This window comes from Mycobacterium sp. Dal123C01 (assembly GCF_052566995.1).
Window position 1 is genome coordinate 2,952,053 of the sequence record NZ_CP199580.1, and the last position, 16,225, is coordinate 2,968,277.

The following is a 16,225-nucleotide window of genomic DNA, read 5'->3' on the forward strand; positions in this document are numbered from 1 at the left end:
CTCAACTTGGCGGCGCGGCCCGGCGCCGCCGAGCTTCCGTGGGCACAATCGGCGGCCGGGCGAACGGACCCCGCTGCACCGCCGACAGCCGGATCTCCGGCAGGTCGACCGAGGGGTCGACGGTGTCCAGCCAGGCGACCGCCTCGGCGACGTCGGATACCTGGATCGCGTACATCTCGAAGGGAACGTCCTGCAGCATCTCGGTTTCCACCGGGCCCGGCGTCACGATGTGCACGGCGATGCCGTCCCGGTCGACTTCGAGCGCCAGCGCCCGGGCGAACGCGTTCATCCCGGCCTTGGACGCGGAATACGCGGTACGGGCCGGCATCGGCTCGTGGGCCGCCGACGACGAGATGAACACCAGCCGGGAGCCGGCGCGCATGCGTGGCAGCACGGCGGCGGTCACCACGAAGCACGAATCCAGGTTGGCCGAGATGATCGCCCGCCACTGCTCGAATGTCTGCTTGCGCGCATAGGTTCCGCCCAGCGCGCCCGCGGCGTGAACGACGAGGTCGATCGTCTCCAATGTGCTTATTGCAGAATCGAACCCGTCCGGGTCGGAGGCGTCGGCGACGAGGTAACGGGCACCCATCTCCTCGGCGGCCGCGCGTAATGGCTCCTCGCGTCGTGCGGCCAGCACCACGTCATAACCCAGCTCGGCCAGCTTGCGGGCGCATCCTTTGCCGATCCCACCGCTGCCGCCGGTGACCAACGCGGTTCGCATGGGCGTGGAGGCTCCTCAGGAGTGCCGGAGATCCCGCGGGCGTGACAACGCCTGCGGCGAAAGCGCATAAATCCGTTGGTGCGGCCGACCGGACAGCACGTAGGTCTGTGTATCGGCGAGGTGACGGCCCGCGATGCGCCGAGCCCGGTCGACGTCGCCCTCCGCGATCATCTCGCTCAGCTTGATATGCGTACTGAGCACCGCGCGTCGCTGGGTCAGCGACGGATAGGTGCCACGCGCCGCGCTCTCGTCGGCCCATTGGCGTTCGTGGCTGCCCCACAGCGTCTCGAGGCTGCCGACGACCGCGATGATGGTGTGATTGCCGCAACCCTGGACGATGAGATCGTGGAACTCGCGGCCGATTTCGGTGAACAGCCGACCGTCGTCGAGATGCTCGGCCATCGAATCGTTGACCTGCTTGAGTTCTGGCACCAGGGTGTCCGCGCGGTCCGGCCGCTGCGCGGCCAGAGCGGCGCAGGCGGGCTCGAGCTCCTGCAACGCCATGCCCAGGTCGGCGATCTCAACGGATTCGCTCTGCAACAACAGGCCCAGCATGTAGGCCGCGCTGGTCTTCGCCGGTGCATGCACCACGGCGCCGCCACGGTTGCCCCGCCGCACCGAGACCAGACCCTCGGTTTCCAGGATGCGCAACGCTTCGCGCAGCGAGACCAGGCTGACGTTGAACTGTTCGACCAGCACTTCCTGGCGCGGCAGGAGATCGCCGTCGGCAAGGACGCCGTCGATGATCTGGCGGCGCAATTCGTCGGCTACGATTTCGGCGATCCTCGGCGCCGACAACCGGCGACGGGCATCGGGGCCAATTCCCAGGGCAGTCATCCAATCCTCGCAGGAGCAGCGGGAAGAGCAGCGCGGCAACTGGTGCGCGCACTCAGCTGGCTTAGCTATTTTAGCAGTAATGATATAAATAGCATCTCTGATCGCGTGTCGATCGGAAGGGCGGATGCAATTGAGCCAGGGGTCTGATGACCGTCCGACACCGCTGCGTGAGCTACGGGTCGTGGAGATCAGCGACCGGATAGCTGGCAGCTACTGCGGCAAGTTGCTGGTCGACGCCGGGGCGCAGGTGCGCAAAATCGAACCACCACAAGGGGATTGGCTGCGGCGGTACTCCGCCACCTGTTCGCCGGTGGCCGCTGACCGGGCGTCCCCGTTTTACAGCTACCTCAACGCCGGCAAACAAAGCATGACCTTCGCGCCCGATTCCGAGCGGTGGCGCGCCGAGTTGGCCACCGCCGACGTGATCATCGTCACCGCCGGCCCGTCGCGCGCCGCCACGCTGGGCATCGATCCGCGGCAGCTGCTGGCCGACTCGCCCCAGGCGGTCGTGGTCACGATCTCCGACTTCGGCTGGACCGGACCGTATGCCGACCGCGCGGCCAGCGAGTTCACCTTGCAGGCCTGGGCGGGCTCGCCCGGTTTCCGCGGCGATCCGGCCGGGCCCCCGATCGCGATCGGTGGCGACCTGGGCGAGTACATGGGCGGTGTGTTCGCCGCGTTCGGTGCGCTGGCCGTGCGCCGCCGGGTCGAGCATGGCGGTCCCGGCGAGCATCTCGACCTGTCCATGCTCGAGGCGATCACCTTGATGCAGAGCAGCGAATGGCTGCATTCGCAGTTGCTGCGGGTGCCGCCGGTCAGCCGCACCACCGAAGTCCCCTCGATTGAGCCGGCCAAGGACGGCTACGTCGGGATCACGATGGTCACCGGTCAGCAATGGCTCGACTTCTTGGCGATGGTCGACTGCCCGCAGCTGGAAGAGATTGAGCAGCTGCGTTTTCAGATCGGCCGCTGGGGCTACCGCGACCTGATCCGCGAGCAGATCGGACCGTGGCTCGCCGAACGGACTGTCGCGGAAATCGTCGAGCTCGGGCAACTGTTCCGGCTGCCGATCGCGGCGCTGGGCAACGGCGCCACGATCCGCGAGGTGGAATACGCCACCGAGCGCGGGGTATTCGTGGACAACCCCGCCGGCTTTCGCCAGCCGCGCCCGCCGTGGCTAATGTCGGCGTGCGCGCCCGCGCCGGTGCGCGATACCGCGGCCCCAGGCGCCGACAACGACGAGTCACCCTGGCGCAAAAGCGAACCCGAACGCGACCGGGCACCCGGGGCGCGGCCACTGGAAGGCGTTCGGATCGTCGACCTGACCGCCTTCTGGGCCGGGCCCGCGGCGACCCACCTACTGGCGGCGTTCGGCGCTGAGGTGATCAAGGTGGAGTCGATACAGCGACCCGACGGCATTCGCTATTCCGGCGGAATGCGCAAAGACGTGGACGACTGGTGGGAGTACGGCTGGGTATTCCACGCGATGAACACCAACAAGCGTTCGGTCACACTGGATTTGGGCTCCGACGAGGGCCGCCGGCTGTTCAAGCAGTTGGCAGCCGGCGCCGATGTCGTGATCGAGAACTTCTCACCGCGGGTGATGGACCAGTTCGGGCTGACCGCCGACGCGCTGCTCGAGGTCAACCCCAAACTCGTCGTCGCCCGCATGCCCGCGTTCGGGCTGGACGGCCCGTGGCGCGAACGCGTCGGATTCGCCCCCACCATGGAGCAGCTCGCCGGACTGGCCTGGGTGACTGGACTACCGGATGCGCCGCCGGTGACGCCGCGCGGAGCCTGCGATCCGCTGGCCGGGGTGCACGCCGCCTTCGCCGTGCTGGCGGCGCTGAACTTTGCCGAACGGGCCGGGACGGGTCAGCTGCTCGAGCTGCCGATGCTGGAAACGGTGTTGAATGCCACCGCGATACAGGCGATCGAATCCGAGGTCTTCGGAAAGACGTTGAGTCGCCGCGGCAATCGCGGCTTCGGCGGGGTGATCCAGAACCTCTACCGGTGTGCCGGCGCCCCGGTCCAAGACGATTGGATCGCGGTCACCGTGCGCGACGACCAGCAGTGGTCCGCGCTGGTCGACCTGATGGGTCGGCCAGCCTGGTGTGACGAGGGTCTGGCCACGGTCGCCGGCCGGCGGGAGCGAGCCGACGACATCGATCGCCGGCTGCAGGAGTGGTTCGCCGAGCAGCCGCTGGAGTCGACGGTCCAGCGGCTGGCCGACGCGGGTGTTCCCGCCGCCCCCGTTGTCTCGCCGTCGTTGGTGACCGAGAATCTCCAACTGCTCGACCGGGGCTTCTTCGAGACGCTGGAGCACTCGAGCATCGGGTCAGCGCTGTATCCCTGCCCGCCGTTCGCCTCGCTGCGTGGCCAGGATCGGTGGCTGTTGCGCCCGCCGCCACTGCTGGGCGAGCACAATGGAGAGGTACTGCGCGATCGGTGCGGGCTGACCGACGAAGAATTGGCGAACCTCGCCGCCGGCGGGGTGATCGGAACCCGCCCCAAAGGCCTATGAGGAGGCATCTGATGCGCGTGACCGTCGACGAGAATTCGTGTGAGGCCAACGGCTTTTGCGAGTCGCTTGCCCCGGACGTGTTCGAACTGGGCGACGAGGACGTGGTGCAGATCGCCGACGGTCCGGTGCCGCCGCGGCTGGAAATCGACGTTCGCGCCGCGGTGGACCAGTGCCCGAAGGCCGCACTGCGGTTGCAGGACTAAGGAATCCGAGGCATCCATGTCATCGCGAGACATGGCGAAGTACGCCGCGATGCGGCCCTACTTCGAGGTCGTCACCCAGGGTCTCAACGGATTGGTCGATGGGGCCGATTTTTTCGACATCCACGCCGAGGATGTGGTGGTTGAATTCATCATCACCGTCCCGACTTACCCGAGAAGAATCGTCGGGCGAGAAGCGCTGGCCGAACTGTATGCCGATTACGGGAATTCGATTGTCCAGACCGGCAGCAGCGACGTGCACCGCTACTACGACCCCGAGAAGTCGTCGGTGATTCTCGAGTACACGATGCACGGCACGGTGGTGAGTACGGGTGCGCCCTACGTCAACCGATTCGTCTCGGTCATCTCGATCGAGGGCCGAAAGATCGTGCGCTGGCGCGACTACCTGGATCCCTTGGCGGTGTTCGCCGCGTTCGGCGAGGGGCCTGCCCCGTATTGACTCAGCGCCGCTCGGTCAGTGAGATCGCCATCTCGTCATAGATCGACATGTTCGTGGTCAGGTTCGGATACGACACCTTGGCGGGTCCGATTTCGATGCGGTCGCAGCGCAGCAGCAGCTCGTCGAGCACCGCCCGCAATTCGGCGCGTGCCAGCATCGCGCCCAGGCAGTGGTGTGGCCCGCCGCCACCGAAAGCGACGTGCGGGTTGGGCTGCCGACCGATGTCGAAGGTGAACGGCGAGGAAAAGACTTCCTCGTCGCGGTTGGCCGACCGCAGCATCGACACCACCCGGTCGCCCGCGGGGATGTGCTGGCCGTCCATCTCCACGTCGACCTTCGCGGTGCGCGTCCAGTACGCCACCGGCGACGCCCAGCGCAGCACCTCCTCGACGGCACTGGGCCGCAGAGCTTCGTCTTCGCGATACCGCTCGATCTGCTCGGGATCGGCGACGAACGCCTGCAGCCCGACGGCCAGTGCATTCTTCGTGGTGTCACTGCCGGCGAACGCCAACACGAAGAAAAAGAACTCGAGTTCGTTTTCGGGCAGGCTGAACTGGTCGCCGTCGTCACCGGTGATCACCGCGGATGCCAGGGTGCTCCAGATGTCATCGGTCGGGTCGCGCCGCTTTTCGGCGGTGAGCTCCATCGCGTACCCGAAGACCGAGGCAAAGAGGTCAAGTTCTACCTGCCCGCTCGGGCGCGCTTCTGGCGCAAGCGCCTTCAGGATGCGGTCGAAGATGTCGAATATTCGTGGTCGGTCCTCGTCCGGGATGCCGATGATGTCGCCGATCACCGTCATCGGCAACGCGTCGGCGACGTCCTCGATCCAATCCCCGCCGCCCGCGGCGAGCAGGGCGTCGATCATCCGCGCCGCACGCGCCCGGATGCCGTCCTCCAGCTTGGCGATCGCGCGCGGATTGAACGCGTTGGAGATCAGTTTGCGGCGCTTGTTCAGCTCCGGCGGGTCCAACGTGATGATCGTTGGGGACGACGAGAACATGGCGACCGGCTGAATGAGCGGGCCGTCGACCGCGGTGAACGACTCGGCGTCGCGATGCAGGCGCACCGCGTGCCGGTGTTTGGTGGTCACCCAGAAATCACGCTGCACGGTCTTGGCGACCCCGGGTGTCAGGTCGTGCCGGAAAAGCGGCCTGGCACGCCGCAATTCGGCGAATAACTCGTCCGGAAAACCGTTACGCCACAAGGCGAAATCGGAAAGGTCCACCGCGGCAGCAGTCATGGGCAACCCCGCTTGCTCAGGCACCACGCGACACCGGCCGGCGCCGCGTTGACGTTCTATGCTTAAAATAGTAAAAATAGACATTAGTCGTCGAAACGCGGTGAGGTAAGAGCGGCCCGATTGCGCCCGGCGCGTGGGAAACGGAGTTCTCGTGACGAATACGATTTCAGATTCCGATCCGTCGGAACGTGAGTTCGGACAGTCTGGCATCGCGCTGTCCACCTATCGGTTCCCGACAGGGTGGTTCATCGTCGCCTTCGCCAGCGACGTGGCGCCCGGCGCCGTCAAGCGTCTGCACTACTTCGGTGAGGAGATGGTGCTGTTCCGCACCGCGTCCGGCAAGGTCAGCGTGCTGGATGCGTACTGCCAGCACCTCGGCGCCAACATGGGTGTCGGCGGCACGGTCGAGGACGAGAACATCGTCTGCCCCTGGCACGGCTGGCAGTGGCGCGGTGATGGCAGCAACGCGCTGATCCCCTACAGCAAGATCGGCTGCAAGAACAACGTCCACATCCGCACCTACCCGACCATGGAGTGGTACGGCTTCATCCTGGTCTGGCACGAACGCCACGGACGCGCGCCGTACTGGCAGCCGCCGGCGCTGCCCGAGCTGGAAACCGGGGAGTACTACCCGCTGCATCCGCACAGTCGGATGCTCAACCGGGTCAAAGTGCACGCGCAGATGATCATCGAGAACGCGGCCGACCCCTACCACGTCCAATACGTGCACAAGGCCGCCAACCCTGCCAATACCGCCTCGTTCGAGGTGGCGGGGTATCACCTGCACGCCACCGTCAACGCGCATTTCGGTGGGGGCCGGGCGAAAACCTGGCTGACCCCCAACGGGCCGGTCGACGCCAAGATCATCTACGACAACTACTCGCTCGGACTGGGGCTCGTCCGGTTCCCGAGTGACCTGGTAGCCACCATCGAGGTCACCGGGCAAACGCCGGTCGACGAGGACTACACCGACTACTTCTATACCCAGGCGTCAATCCGCGAACCGGGCGACAGCGGCGACGTGCCCACCGGGCGCGCGGCCAAGTTCCTGGAGCTTCAGCAACAGGTCATCAAACAGGACTTCTTCACTTGGGAGAACATGAAGTACCTGGAGAAGCCGAACCTGGCTCCCGAAGAGGCACACGACTACGCGGCCCTGCGACGCTGGGCGCACCGCTTTTATCCGGGCACGGAGCCCACGCCTATCGACTTCGGGTACACCGCCGATGGCGAGCCCGACCCGGCGGCCGCGAAAGCCTAAGCGGCGTCTGATGAATTCGGTTCGGAGTAAGCCTCTCGGACCCTCCGATTTCGGCGTCGATCGGTTCACCGTCCCGGCCGTGCTGGATCGCCGGGCCCAGGAGTACCCCGATCGGGTGATGATGTCGATCGCCGGTACCGACGTGACGTTCGAGCAGATGCGGCAGCGCTCCTGCGCGGCGGCGGACATGCTGGCCGAATTGGGTGTGGGGCGCGGTGATGGCGTGGCCTTGTTCACCGCCACCTGCCCGGAATGGGTTTACTTCTGGCTGGGTGCCGCCCGCATCGGCGCGGTGAGCGCTGCGGTCAACGCCGCCAACAAAGGGGACTTCCTGCTGCACACCCTGCGGCTGTCGCGGGCCAAGGTGATTCTCACCGACGCCGAGCGCCGTGCCCGCGTCGACGAGATTGCCGACCGGTTGGACACGGTGACCGACGTTGTGGTGCAAGATGATTCGCTTAGCGCCGCACTTGTCCACCGAACTGCCCGCACCGGTACCGACGACCCCGCCGAGGCCGACGAGGTCGGGGCGCTGTTCTACACGTCGGGCACCACCGGCCCGTCGAAAGCTGTTGCCACAACCTGGAATTACCTGTTCTCGGTTGCCGCGACCGTCGCGTCGGCCTGGGAACTTCAGTCGGGGGAGTCGCTATGGACGGCGATGCCGTTGTTCCACCTCAGCGCGGCGCCGAGCGTGCTGGCCCCGATGCTGGTCGGCGGAACGACCGTGCTGGCGCAGGCTTTCCATCCCGGCCGGGTGTGGGATGACATCCGAGGCCATGGCGCCGTCGGCTTTGCCGGAGCCGGCGCGATGGTCTCGATGCTGCAGAACCTGCCCGCCGATCCGCGCGACGCTACGCTGCCGCTGCGGTTCATCTCCGCAGCGCCGATCGACGCGAGTTCCTACCACGACATCGAAAAGCGTTACGGTTGCCGCATTGTCACGATGTACGGGATGACCGAGGCCTTCCCGATCGCGGTCAAGGGCGTGGCCGACGACGGGGTTCCCGGAACGTCGGGCCGGCCGAACCCGAATTTCGACGTGCGCATCCTCGACGACGACGGCAATCCGTTGCCCGTCGGCACCGTCGGAGAGATCGCATGCCGGCCCAGGCATCCGCACGTGATGAGCGAGGGCTATGTAGGTCAGGGCGCGCAGGTGGACCCGCACCCGGAATGGTTCCGCACCGGTGATCTCGGCCGACTCGACGCCGAGGAGAACCTGACGTATCTGGATCGGATCAAGGATTCACTGCGCAGGCGCGGCGAGAACGTCTCCTCGGTCGAAGTGGAACGCATTGTCATGCGACATCCCGCGGTGGCCGAAGCAGCAGCGATCGGGGTGCCCAGTGCATTGGGCGAGGACGACATCTTGCTGGTCGTGACATTGCGCGCGGACGCCACGCTGGATTGCGCCGAGTTGCTGGACTTCTGCACCGCCCGCATGCCGTACTTCTGCGTCCCCCGATACGTCGAGAAGGTCAATGAACTCCCGAAGAACGTTATCGGACGGGTGCGTAAAGATTTATTGCGGGCCAGAGGTTTAACGTCGGGGGTCTGGGATCGAGAAGAATACGGATATATTGTGATCCGGTAAGTAAAGTTGATGTTACGTAGATCGTTTATTTTTTCCTTCGGGGAGAGGCTGGATAGTAGAGATGACGATGACCTACCAGCAAGAACAGTTCCTCCAAGCGGCAACGGGCCGCGATGCGATCTTGAACCTGAACGCCCGGCATAATCGCGCCTACTCCGATGGCGACCGCGACCGGTGGATCGCTACCTTTCGTCATTCCGGTGCCAGCTTCGTCCGTGACGGTGAACTGTTCGCGGATCTGCGTTTGGCCTTCGACGGCGGCGATAGCCAACGCGTGGTGACCCTCGATCACGAGATCGCGATCGAGGGCGTCAACGCGGTCCAGCGTTGTGTCGCAGTGCTTTTCTCCGCTGCCTTCGGCGACACCACCCTGCGGGCCACCGGGACCTTCCGGGATGAGCTGATCTACGAGCGCGGTGGCTGGTACTTCACGTCCCGCAATCTCTCCTGGGATCTGGTGCCCAGCCGGCACCCGCTTGTCATGTAGGCGGCACCGATACGTGGACTCCGACCTCAGCTATCAATTAGCCTTCGGCACTTACGAAGACGCGTTGCGGATGGTCGGCGCGGCGAGCGAACCACGGACCGCGACGACGCCGATCAGCGGTGCGCGCATTCAACTGTTTGCCTCAATGATTCAGGACGGCAATCGTTCGTACTGGGACGCGGAATTCGCGCGGCAGCGATGGGGAGGCCTGCTGGCCCCGCCCGCGCTGTTGATGGGGTGGCTGATCCCCCCGCCGTGGGAGCCCGGCGGGCGGCGGCCGGCGGCGTCGCTTGTACTGCGAGTCCCGTTGCCGGGCACCACATTCATCAACGCCGCCAATGACGTTGAGTTCTTGGAGCCCATCGTCGAGGGTGATGTGCTGACCGCTGTCGAGGAATTGGTGTCGGTGTCACCGGAGAAGCGGACCCGGCTGGGTGTCGGCCATTTCGTCGAGACGCTGGAGACCTATCGCCGTCAGGACGGCGCCGTCGTTGCCCGATCGCGCAATACCTTATTCCGCTTCACCCCGGGGGCGTCGGCGTGACCGGTGCCGATCTGGACTGGAACGAGATCACCGTACCCGTCGAGCTACCGGAAGTGGTCGACGAGATCAGCTACCAGCGCGTGGTGGAGAACGCCGGGGCGACATGGGACTATTTTCCCGGCCACTTCGATCCCGTATACGCCCAAAGTCAGGGAAACCCAACGATTTACCTGAACACGATGCATCTCGCCGGCTTCGCCGACCGGGTCGCAACCGATTGGGCCGGACCCAGCAGCCGGGTGGTGCGCCGCTCGCTGCGGCTGGCCGGTTCGATCTATGCCGGCGACACGATGATCGGCCGGGGCCGCGCGGTAGCCAAGCGGTGCGACACCTCGGTAGACCCACCGCGGCACCTGGTCGACATCACGATCGAAGTGACCAACCAGCATGGCGTGCTGTGCTGCCCGGTCGAGCTCACCCTGCAGTTGCCCGGTGGATGACGGCGGCGAACGGCATCTGGCGGTGTGTCGGCGGTTCGGCGAGGCGGTTGCCTCGGCGGATGGCAAATGGAATCGTCGTTCGCCGTGCGATGGGTGGGACGCCCGCGGAGTGCTCGAGCATGTCATCGGGTTTCATGACGTACTTCTGTTGCTCCCCTTGGGATTAAAGCCCGACCGGCCACGAGACGATCCGCAAGTGCGGTGGCGATTGACTTACGACTCGCTGACAGCGGCTATTGAATCCGGCAGAGCGGCGCAGCTGGATGCCTATCAACTGATGCCGAATCTGACGCGCGATGTCTTAGTGCATACCTGGGACCTCGCCCGCGCGGTGGGGGCCGGCGACCGGCTGGATCCTGGTTGGTGTGAACTGTTTTACGCCGGCTTGCCGACGGACCCCCAGTTGTTGGCCGCATCGGGAATGTTCAGTGCCCCGATCGTGGTGAACGACGAGATCGACGCGCAAGCAAGGCTTCTCGCACGGTTGGGCCGCGATCCCTCGTGGCGACCCGCAATTTCATAGGGGCGGCATCTGACCCCTGGCGATCACCGTCTGCAGCTCGACGTATTCGTCGAGGCCTTCCGGTCCGAACTCGCGGCCGATGCCCGAGTGCTTGAAACCGCCGAACGGACTGCCGATGTCGAGCGTGTACATGTTGATGCCGTAGGTGCCGGCGCGCACGCTGGCGGCGACCTCTAGGCCGTGGGCGATGTCGGCGGTCCACACCGAACCGGCCAGACCATAGTTGCTTTCGTTGGCGATGCGGACCGCGTCGGCTTCGTCGCGGTAACGCAGCACGGTCAACACCGGGCCGAAAATCTCCTCGCGGGCAATGCGCATGTCGTTGGTGGCGTCGACGAAAAGTGTTGGCCGCACGTACCAGCCGCGCTCGGCCGGACTGTCTTGTGCGGTATTCAGGCCACCGAGCACGATGCGCGCGCCCTCGCTCTGGCCGGACTGAATGTACTCCTGAACCTGACGCTGATGCCGTTGGGCGAAAAGAGGTCCGATGTCGGTCGCTTCGTCGGCCGGATCCCCGACGTTGAGATTCGACATCATCCCGGCTAGCGCGTCGACGAACTCGTCATGCCGTCGTTCGCTGACCAGCAGGCGGGTCTGCGCGACGCAGGCCTGGCCGTTGTTCATCAGACTGGCCGACTTCAGCCCGGCCACGGTCTTGGCGATGTCGGCGTCGTCGAGGATGATCGCCGCTGACTTGCCGCCGAGTTCCAGGCTCACTCGTTTGAGTTGCTCTCCGCAGAGCGTGGCGATTCGGCGTCCGACGGCACTGGAGCCGGTGAAAGAGATCTTGTCCACGCCGGGGTGACGTACCAGCGCCTCGCCGACGTCGGTGCCGCCGGGCAGCACGGACACCACGCCATCGGGCAGGCCGATCTGCTCGATCATTTCGGCCAACCACAAAGCGTCCAAAGGCGTTTCGGGTGCGGGTTTGATAATGACCGTGCAGCCGGCGATCAGGGCCGGAATCAGCTTGGGCATGATCAAGAATTGCGGCACGTTCCACGGCACAATCGCTGCGACCACCCCGACCGGTGCCCTGTGTAGATGCACTTCGCCGAGTACGCCTTGGCGGCGTTCCACCCAGGGGAAGTCGCGGGCGGCGGCCAGCGTGAGGTGTATCAATGCCGCCGCGGCCGCCCCTTGGCCCATCCGGCTGAAGCTGCGCGGGGACCCCATCTCGTCGGTGATCAGATCGGCCATCTCGTCGACGTGGCCGCCATAGATCGCCGCGAGTTCTTCAACCTTGGCCATCCGCTCCGCGTGGGTCATCCGTGGCCACGGGCCATGGTCGAAAGCCTCCCGCGCGGCGGCGACCGCGGCATCGACATCCTCGGGCCCGGCCACCTGGACGTGGCCGATGGGTTCCTCGGTGTGCGGCGAGATCACGGCGAGCTGCTGCGGATTGGCGGGCTTGCGCCACTGCCCTCCGATGAAGAGTTCCGCATAGGTCCGATGGTCGGAATGTTCTGTCATCGGGGCACTTCCTTGGGGCGAGGGGTGAGGCCGTGACCGTAACTTCGCTATTGACGCTAACATAGCAAAAAAGCGCGATAGCGCCGTGGCAAGGAAGCCGACATGAATAGCGATTGGCGCAGTTACCCGTATCAGTTGGTGCCCGGCGATAGCCAGCTGGATTTTCCCGCCGCCGAGGGCGAACATCCCGACCAGGAATCCGACACGTGGTTCATCGCCGGCCAACTGCAGGCGGGCGAGAGCGGCCGGTCGTTTGCCTTCTTGACGATCTTCAACAAGAACAAACCCGGGGGAACGATCGTCGCCGACTTCTACACGATGGCACTGTTCGACCTCGACACCGGTGATTACGGCACCTACACCGACTACGACATGCCGCCCGCCAACATGGAGCCCGGCGCCCAGCGCAAGTTGGCCATGGCCGCAGGCCATCTCGACATCAGCTATCAGAGCAGCGCGGGCACCGCGTCGTGGAGTGCGTGCCGGGATAGCGACGACCAGTTACTCCCCTATACCTATCGAGTCAGCCTGGTGGGTCAGGACCATCAGGGGCGGTCCATGCGGTTGGACTTGGTCGTAACCCCAACGCGCGCGCCGACACCGGTGGGGGCCTCGACCTACAACGGCAAGATCGAGTGCTTCGGCCAAAGCGACACCTACTCCTACTTCCAGACCGGCATGGCGATGAGAGGAACCCTGCGGTGGGGTGAGGTGGTCGAGCAGGTCAGCGGTGACGCTGGGCATGTGGACCGGCAGTGGTTCCCGAAATACGCCGGCGGGGGCGGAAGCGGGGGAGACCCGCGAGCCAGGTCGCACGAATGGCGCACGATCAATTTCGACAATGGTGTCGACCTGAGCATCTGGCGGCAGTTCGACCGCACCAACGGTAATGCACTGCAACCGTTTACCGGTGTGACGACGAGTCATCCCGACGCCGCCATCCCGCCGGAATGCGCCGAAGACGTAGAGGTCACCATCAGCAGCTACGTGAAATGGCCCAACACGGTGCGCCCCCTGGTGCGCCCGCCCGCCCCGGCCCGGTATCTGGCCGACCGTCACCGGATCACTTGCGCCACACTGGGAATGGACCTGGTGGGAGAACCGTTGGTACCGGCCCCGGCGCACGGCCTGCCGATCGAATACATGGAAGGCCCCTACCGCTACGAAGGAACACTGTGGGGCAAACCGGTGAGCGGCTTCGCATTCAACGAGCGCTCGCTGGCGCTGTATCGGGACTGGGAACTGGTCGAGGTGCTGGCCACCACTGTTGCCGACGTCGAACCCGACTTGCAGTCGGTGGTCGATCAGCTGGTGCCGTTGGTGGCCGCCGGCCGCCGCGGCGCAGCGGTTGAGCTGCTGAGCCGAACGCTTCCCGTGCAAAATGCCGCGCTCGCAACCCTTCTCGACGATCTGATCGCCGTACTGTCCGAAGCCGCGTCAGCCGCCGGCAGCTGACGCGGCGAGCGCCTCGGCCCATGCGATGTGGCGATGCTGCAGCCCCGGCTCGTTGCGGCCGAACACCAGGTGGTCGCGAGCGCCCGACGCGAGGTTGGCCTGTAGACCCTCGACCAGCCGGTAGTCTTCGTCGCGCACCGTGGCGTGCGCGTACTCGAACACGGCTTGCGCGCCGGCCGCCATAGATTCCTCGGACAGGTCCAGCGGTGTCGAGTTCTGGTGCACGGTGATCGACCTGCCGGGTTCGTCGCCCGGGTAGATCCGGAACAGCTCGCCGTTGGCGATCGTCACCGACAGCACGATGTTGGGGAACAGCGCGTAGATCACCACCATGTTGTGGAACGGGTCCCACTGCTCCTCGGGAACATTGTCCAGGTCGAGGATCGCGTTGAGCGGGAAGATCAATCGATGATGGGGCCCGTACGAATCGAACACCGTGCAGTTGCTGCGGGCGATGGTGGCGAAGGTCTGCCGGTGCACGGTGGCGAAATGGTAGTTCTCGGCGAAGGTGTCGACGGCCAGCTTCCAGTTGATCGGGACGTCGAGCACCTTTTCGCCCAGCGGAGCCCACCGACCGATGCCCCACGAGTCGAGCTCGTCGGCCAGCGGTCCTAAGTGTGCGGCGACGTCCAGGGTGGCGCCTGGATCCAGCGCGACCCAGAGGAAGCCGGCGAATTCGGCGGCCGGGAGTTCGGTCAACGAGTCGGACTTGACGGTCGTGTCCGGGAAGCCCTCGCGGCCCGGCAGGCCGACCAGCTTGCCGGTGTTGTCGTAGGTCCAGGCGTGGTACGGACAGGTGAACCGCTTCGCGGTGCCGCACCCCGTCACCACCTGCGACTGCCGATGTAGACACACATTGTCGAATGCCCGGACGGACCCGTCCGACGTTCTGGTCAGCAGGATCGATCGCCCCAGCACTGTCTTGGTGCAGTAGGCGCCGGGATCGGGCAGCTCCGAGACGTAGCCGACCAGTTGCGGGCTGGCCAGCAGCAACGCCCTGTCGCTGTGGTGTCGCTCCAGCGAGGTGTAGTCGCGCGCGTCGACCGTGTGTTGCCGGGGAGCGAGGTCGGTCGTCTTGTCGCGTGCCAACTTCAAAGCCCGCCGGGTCAGGTCGATGAGCTGGTCATGGTCCATCGGAAACCCCCTGCAGTTGAGCGCCGTCTCTGTGCCCCTCTGACGCTAACTTTATAAACTTAATAGTGACAATAATAATGCGCTGCTTGACGGCTGGGTCGAGCTCTCTGGTGTGCGCTCACGGCTTTCGGCGTGCGCGGCGGGCGGCCTGCCCGGCGTGTCGCCGCCCTGAACGCACACCCCACGCCGTCAGCGCACACTCGATGGCCTGGTGCGACCCGGTCAAGATGTGATGGATATGTGACCGGTGTGATTCGTGTGTCTCCTGGTGTTTGTGTCGTACCCTTTGCGATGTGTCGATTTCGCGCCGTCACATGCTCAAATTCGCGGCCGCAACCCCGGCCTTGGTAGGCCTGGGCGTCGCGGCGTCGTCGTTGTGCGCCGCGCCCGCATCGGCATCGCTCGGCACTTTGTTGGATTACGCCGCGGGCGTGATCCCGGCCAGTCAGATCCGCGCCGCCGGTGCCGTGGGCTCGATCCGGTACGTCTCCGACCGGCGACCAGGCGGTAACTGGATGCTGGGCAAGCCGATCCAGGTCGCCGAAGCGCGCGATCTGCACAGCAACGGGCTCAAAATTGTCTCCTGTTATCAGTACGGCAAGGGCAGCACCTCCGACTGGTTGGGCGGCGCCAACGCCGGGCTGCAGCACGCCAAGCGGGGGATGGACCTACACACGGCCGCCGGTGGTCCCGCCAACGTCCCCATTTACGCGTCGATCGACGACGATCCGTCCTATGAGCAGTACAAGAGCCAGGTAGCTCCGTACCTGCGGTCCTGGGAGTCGGTGGTCGGACACGAGCGGACGGGCGTTTACGCCAACTCGAAGACGATCGACTGGGCGCTGCACGACGGCCTGGGCTCCTGCTTCTGGCAGCACAACTGGGGGTCGCCCAAGGGCTACGCCCATCCGGCGGCGAACCTGCACCAAGTCGAGATCGATAAGCGCAGCGTGGGCGGCGTTGGAGTGGACATCAACGAGATCCTCAAGCCGCAATTCGGGCAGTGGGCGTAGCGCCGGCCGCGTCATCGCAAAGATCTCTGACCCTCAAACCGATCCGGCCCGGGCTTCCGCAACGGCGTTCCAGCAAACACTCGTTCGCTGATTGTCGGTCCACGCCGTCGGCGGCGGGCGCCAGACGGCTCAACCGCCGCGGCGGCGGGGGCGGCGCGCAATACGAATTCTTAACATCACGATTTGATAACAATGCGGCCTTGAACAGCGCAGTTATAGCTACTCGACCGTAACCACCTGCATGCAGGACGTTTGTTCTGGATAGCCGCGGGGCGAGTTAATCCGGGTGTTACCCACAACACGGTTACCCGTG

Annotated in this window: 16 protein-coding genes; 11 read left to right on the plus strand and 5 right to left on the minus strand. The window is 65.3% G+C overall.

Annotation, left to right across the window (positions count from 1 at the left end; translation table 11 throughout):
• Nucleotide 1: 1 nt before the first annotated feature.
• The gene (locus ACTXG5_RS14110) at nucleotides 2–724 is read right to left on the minus strand and encodes an SDR family oxidoreductase (protein WP_445159410.1); all 723 of its coding nucleotides are present in this window, start codon (nucleotides 722–724) and stop codon (nucleotides 2–4) included.
• Nucleotides 725–739: 15 nt separating this feature from the next.
• A complete protein-coding gene (locus ACTXG5_RS14115; RefSeq protein ID WP_445159411.1) occupies nucleotides 740–1,561 on the minus strand; it encodes a FadR/GntR family transcriptional regulator in 822 nt (273 codons plus the stop codon).
• Between the two features lie 124 nt (nucleotides 1,562–1,685).
• Here ACTXG5_RS14115 and ACTXG5_RS14120 point away from each other — a divergent pair, with 124 nt between their 5' ends.
• The 3 genes from ACTXG5_RS14120 to ACTXG5_RS14130 are packed head-to-tail and all read left to right on the plus strand — an operon-like array spanning nucleotide 1,686 to nucleotide 4,745.
• Nucleotides 1,686–4,085, plus strand: coding sequence for a CoA transferase (locus ACTXG5_RS14120; RefSeq protein WP_445159412.1), 2,400 nt, complete (start codon nucleotides 1,686–1,688; stop codon nucleotides 4,083–4,085).
• Between the two features lie 11 nt (nucleotides 4,086–4,096).
• Nucleotides 4,097–4,288 carry a ferredoxin gene (locus ACTXG5_RS14125; RefSeq protein ID WP_445159413.1) on the plus strand — a complete coding sequence of 64 codons (192 nt, stop codon included), beginning with the start codon at nucleotides 4,097–4,099 and terminating at the stop codon, nucleotides 4,286–4,288.
• A gap of 16 nt (nucleotides 4,289–4,304) precedes the next feature.
• On the plus strand, nucleotides 4,305–4,745 hold the full coding sequence (locus tag ACTXG5_RS14130) for a nuclear transport factor 2 family protein (RefSeq protein ID WP_445159414.1): 441 nt from the start codon (nucleotides 4,305–4,307) through the stop codon (nucleotides 4,743–4,745).
• Between the two features lies 1 nt (nucleotide 4,746).
• Here the strand turns inward: ACTXG5_RS14130 and ACTXG5_RS14135 are convergent, their stop codons facing one another.
• Complete coding sequence (locus tag ACTXG5_RS14135; protein WP_445159415.1) at nucleotides 4,747–5,985, minus strand: cytochrome P450; 1,239 nt, start codon at nucleotides 5,983–5,985, stop codon at nucleotides 4,747–4,749.
• A 151-nt stretch (nucleotides 5,986–6,136) separates the two neighbouring features.
• On the opposite strand from ACTXG5_RS14135, the gene ACTXG5_RS14140 reads away from it, so the two are divergent.
• The 6 genes from ACTXG5_RS14140 to ACTXG5_RS14165 all read left to right on the plus strand — a co-directional run bounded on the left by ACTXG5_RS14140 (nucleotide 6,137) and on the right by ACTXG5_RS14165 (nucleotide 10,837).
• Nucleotides 6,137–7,246 carry a Rieske 2Fe-2S domain-containing protein gene (locus ACTXG5_RS14140; protein WP_445159416.1) on the plus strand — a complete coding sequence of 370 codons (1,110 nt, stop codon included), beginning with the start codon at nucleotides 6,137–6,139 and terminating at the stop codon, nucleotides 7,244–7,246.
• A 10-nt stretch (nucleotides 7,247–7,256) separates the two neighbouring features.
• A complete protein-coding gene (locus tag ACTXG5_RS14145; protein ID WP_445159417.1) occupies nucleotides 7,257–8,843 on the plus strand; it encodes an AMP-binding protein in 1,587 nt (528 codons plus the stop codon).
• 61 nt (nucleotides 8,844–8,904) lie between these two features.
• Entirely contained in the window at nucleotides 8,905–9,330 is a 426-nt protein-coding gene (locus tag ACTXG5_RS14150) for a nuclear transport factor 2 family protein (RefSeq protein ID WP_445159418.1), read from the plus strand.
• 70 nt (nucleotides 9,331–9,400) lie between these two features.
• Nucleotides 9,401–9,874: an FAS1-like dehydratase domain-containing protein gene (locus tag ACTXG5_RS14155; RefSeq protein WP_445164418.1), complete on the plus strand. Its 474-nt coding sequence runs from the start codon at nucleotides 9,401–9,403 to the stop codon at nucleotides 9,872–9,874.
• A complete protein-coding gene (locus ACTXG5_RS14160) occupies nucleotides 9,871–10,314 on the plus strand; it encodes a MaoC family dehydratase (protein WP_445159419.1) in 444 nt (147 codons plus the stop codon). Before ACTXG5_RS14155 ends, ACTXG5_RS14160 begins: the two co-directional genes overlap by 4 nt.
• Entirely contained in the window at nucleotides 10,307–10,837 is a 531-nt protein-coding gene (locus ACTXG5_RS14165) for a maleylpyruvate isomerase family mycothiol-dependent enzyme (RefSeq protein ID WP_445159420.1), read from the plus strand. Before ACTXG5_RS14160 ends, ACTXG5_RS14165 begins: the two co-directional genes overlap by 8 nt.
• Here ACTXG5_RS14165 and ACTXG5_RS14170 read toward each other — a convergent pair.
• The gene (locus ACTXG5_RS14170) at nucleotides 10,832–12,310 is read right to left on the minus strand and encodes an aldehyde dehydrogenase (RefSeq protein WP_445159421.1); all 1,479 of its coding nucleotides are present in this window, start codon (nucleotides 12,308–12,310) and stop codon (nucleotides 10,832–10,834) included. The genes ACTXG5_RS14165 and ACTXG5_RS14170 overlap by 6 nt on opposite strands.
• 102 nt (nucleotides 12,311–12,412) lie before the next feature.
• On the opposite strand from ACTXG5_RS14170, the gene ACTXG5_RS14175 reads away from it, so the two are divergent.
• A complete protein-coding gene (locus ACTXG5_RS14175) occupies nucleotides 12,413–13,765 on the plus strand; it encodes a lipocalin-like domain-containing protein (protein ID WP_445159422.1) in 1,353 nt (450 codons plus the stop codon).
• Here ACTXG5_RS14175 and ACTXG5_RS14180 read toward each other — a convergent pair.
• A complete protein-coding gene (locus tag ACTXG5_RS14180; RefSeq protein WP_445159423.1) occupies nucleotides 13,748–14,899 on the minus strand; it encodes an aromatic ring-hydroxylating oxygenase subunit alpha in 1,152 nt (383 codons plus the stop codon). The two genes, ACTXG5_RS14175 and ACTXG5_RS14180, sit on opposite strands and share 18 nt — an antisense overlap.
• Nucleotides 14,900–15,192: 293 nt before the next feature.
• On the opposite strand from ACTXG5_RS14180, the gene ACTXG5_RS14185 reads away from it, so the two are divergent.
• The gene (locus ACTXG5_RS14185; RefSeq protein WP_445159424.1) at nucleotides 15,193–15,912 is read left to right on the plus strand and encodes a DUF1906 domain-containing protein; all 720 of its coding nucleotides are present in this window, start codon (nucleotides 15,193–15,195) and stop codon (nucleotides 15,910–15,912) included.
• Nucleotides 15,913–16,225 lie beyond the last annotated feature (313 nt).

Coding starts and splice junctions, on each gene's coding strand:
- ACTXG5_RS14110 (WP_445159410.1), bottom strand. CDS start 724: ATGCGAACCGCGTTGGTCACCGGCGGCAGCGGTGGGATCGGCAAAGGA.
- ACTXG5_RS14170 (WP_445159421.1), bottom strand. CDS start 12,310: ATGACAGAACATTCCGACCATCGGACCTATGCGGAACTCTTCATCGGA.
- ACTXG5_RS14150 (WP_445159418.1), top strand. CDS start 8,905: ATGACGATGACCTACCAGCAAGAACAGTTCCTCCAAGCGGCAACGGGC.
- ACTXG5_RS14120 (WP_445159412.1), top strand. CDS start 1,686: ATGCAATTGAGCCAGGGGTCTGATGACCGTCCGACACCGCTGCGTGAG.
- ACTXG5_RS14115 (WP_445159411.1), bottom strand. CDS start 1,561: ATGACTGCCCTGGGAATTGGCCCCGATGCCCGTCGCCGGTTGTCGGCG.
- ACTXG5_RS14135 (WP_445159415.1), bottom strand. CDS start 5,985: ATGACTGCTGCCGCGGTGGACCTTTCCGATTTCGCCTTGTGGCGTAAC.
- ACTXG5_RS14155 (WP_445164418.1), top strand. CDS start 9,401: ATGGTCGGCGCGGCGAGCGAACCACGGACCGCGACGACGCCGATCAGC.
- ACTXG5_RS14175 (WP_445159422.1), top strand. CDS start 12,413: ATGAATAGCGATTGGCGCAGTTACCCGTATCAGTTGGTGCCCGGCGAT.
- ACTXG5_RS14130 (WP_445159414.1), top strand. CDS start 4,305: ATGTCATCGCGAGACATGGCGAAGTACGCCGCGATGCGGCCCTACTTC.
- ACTXG5_RS14180 (WP_445159423.1), bottom strand. CDS start 14,899: ATGGACCATGACCAGCTCATCGACCTGACCCGGCGGGCTTTGAAGTTG.
- ACTXG5_RS14125 (WP_445159413.1), top strand. CDS start 4,097: ATGCGCGTGACCGTCGACGAGAATTCGTGTGAGGCCAACGGCTTTTGC.
- ACTXG5_RS14145 (WP_445159417.1), top strand. CDS start 7,257: ATGAATTCGGTTCGGAGTAAGCCTCTCGGACCCTCCGATTTCGGCGTC.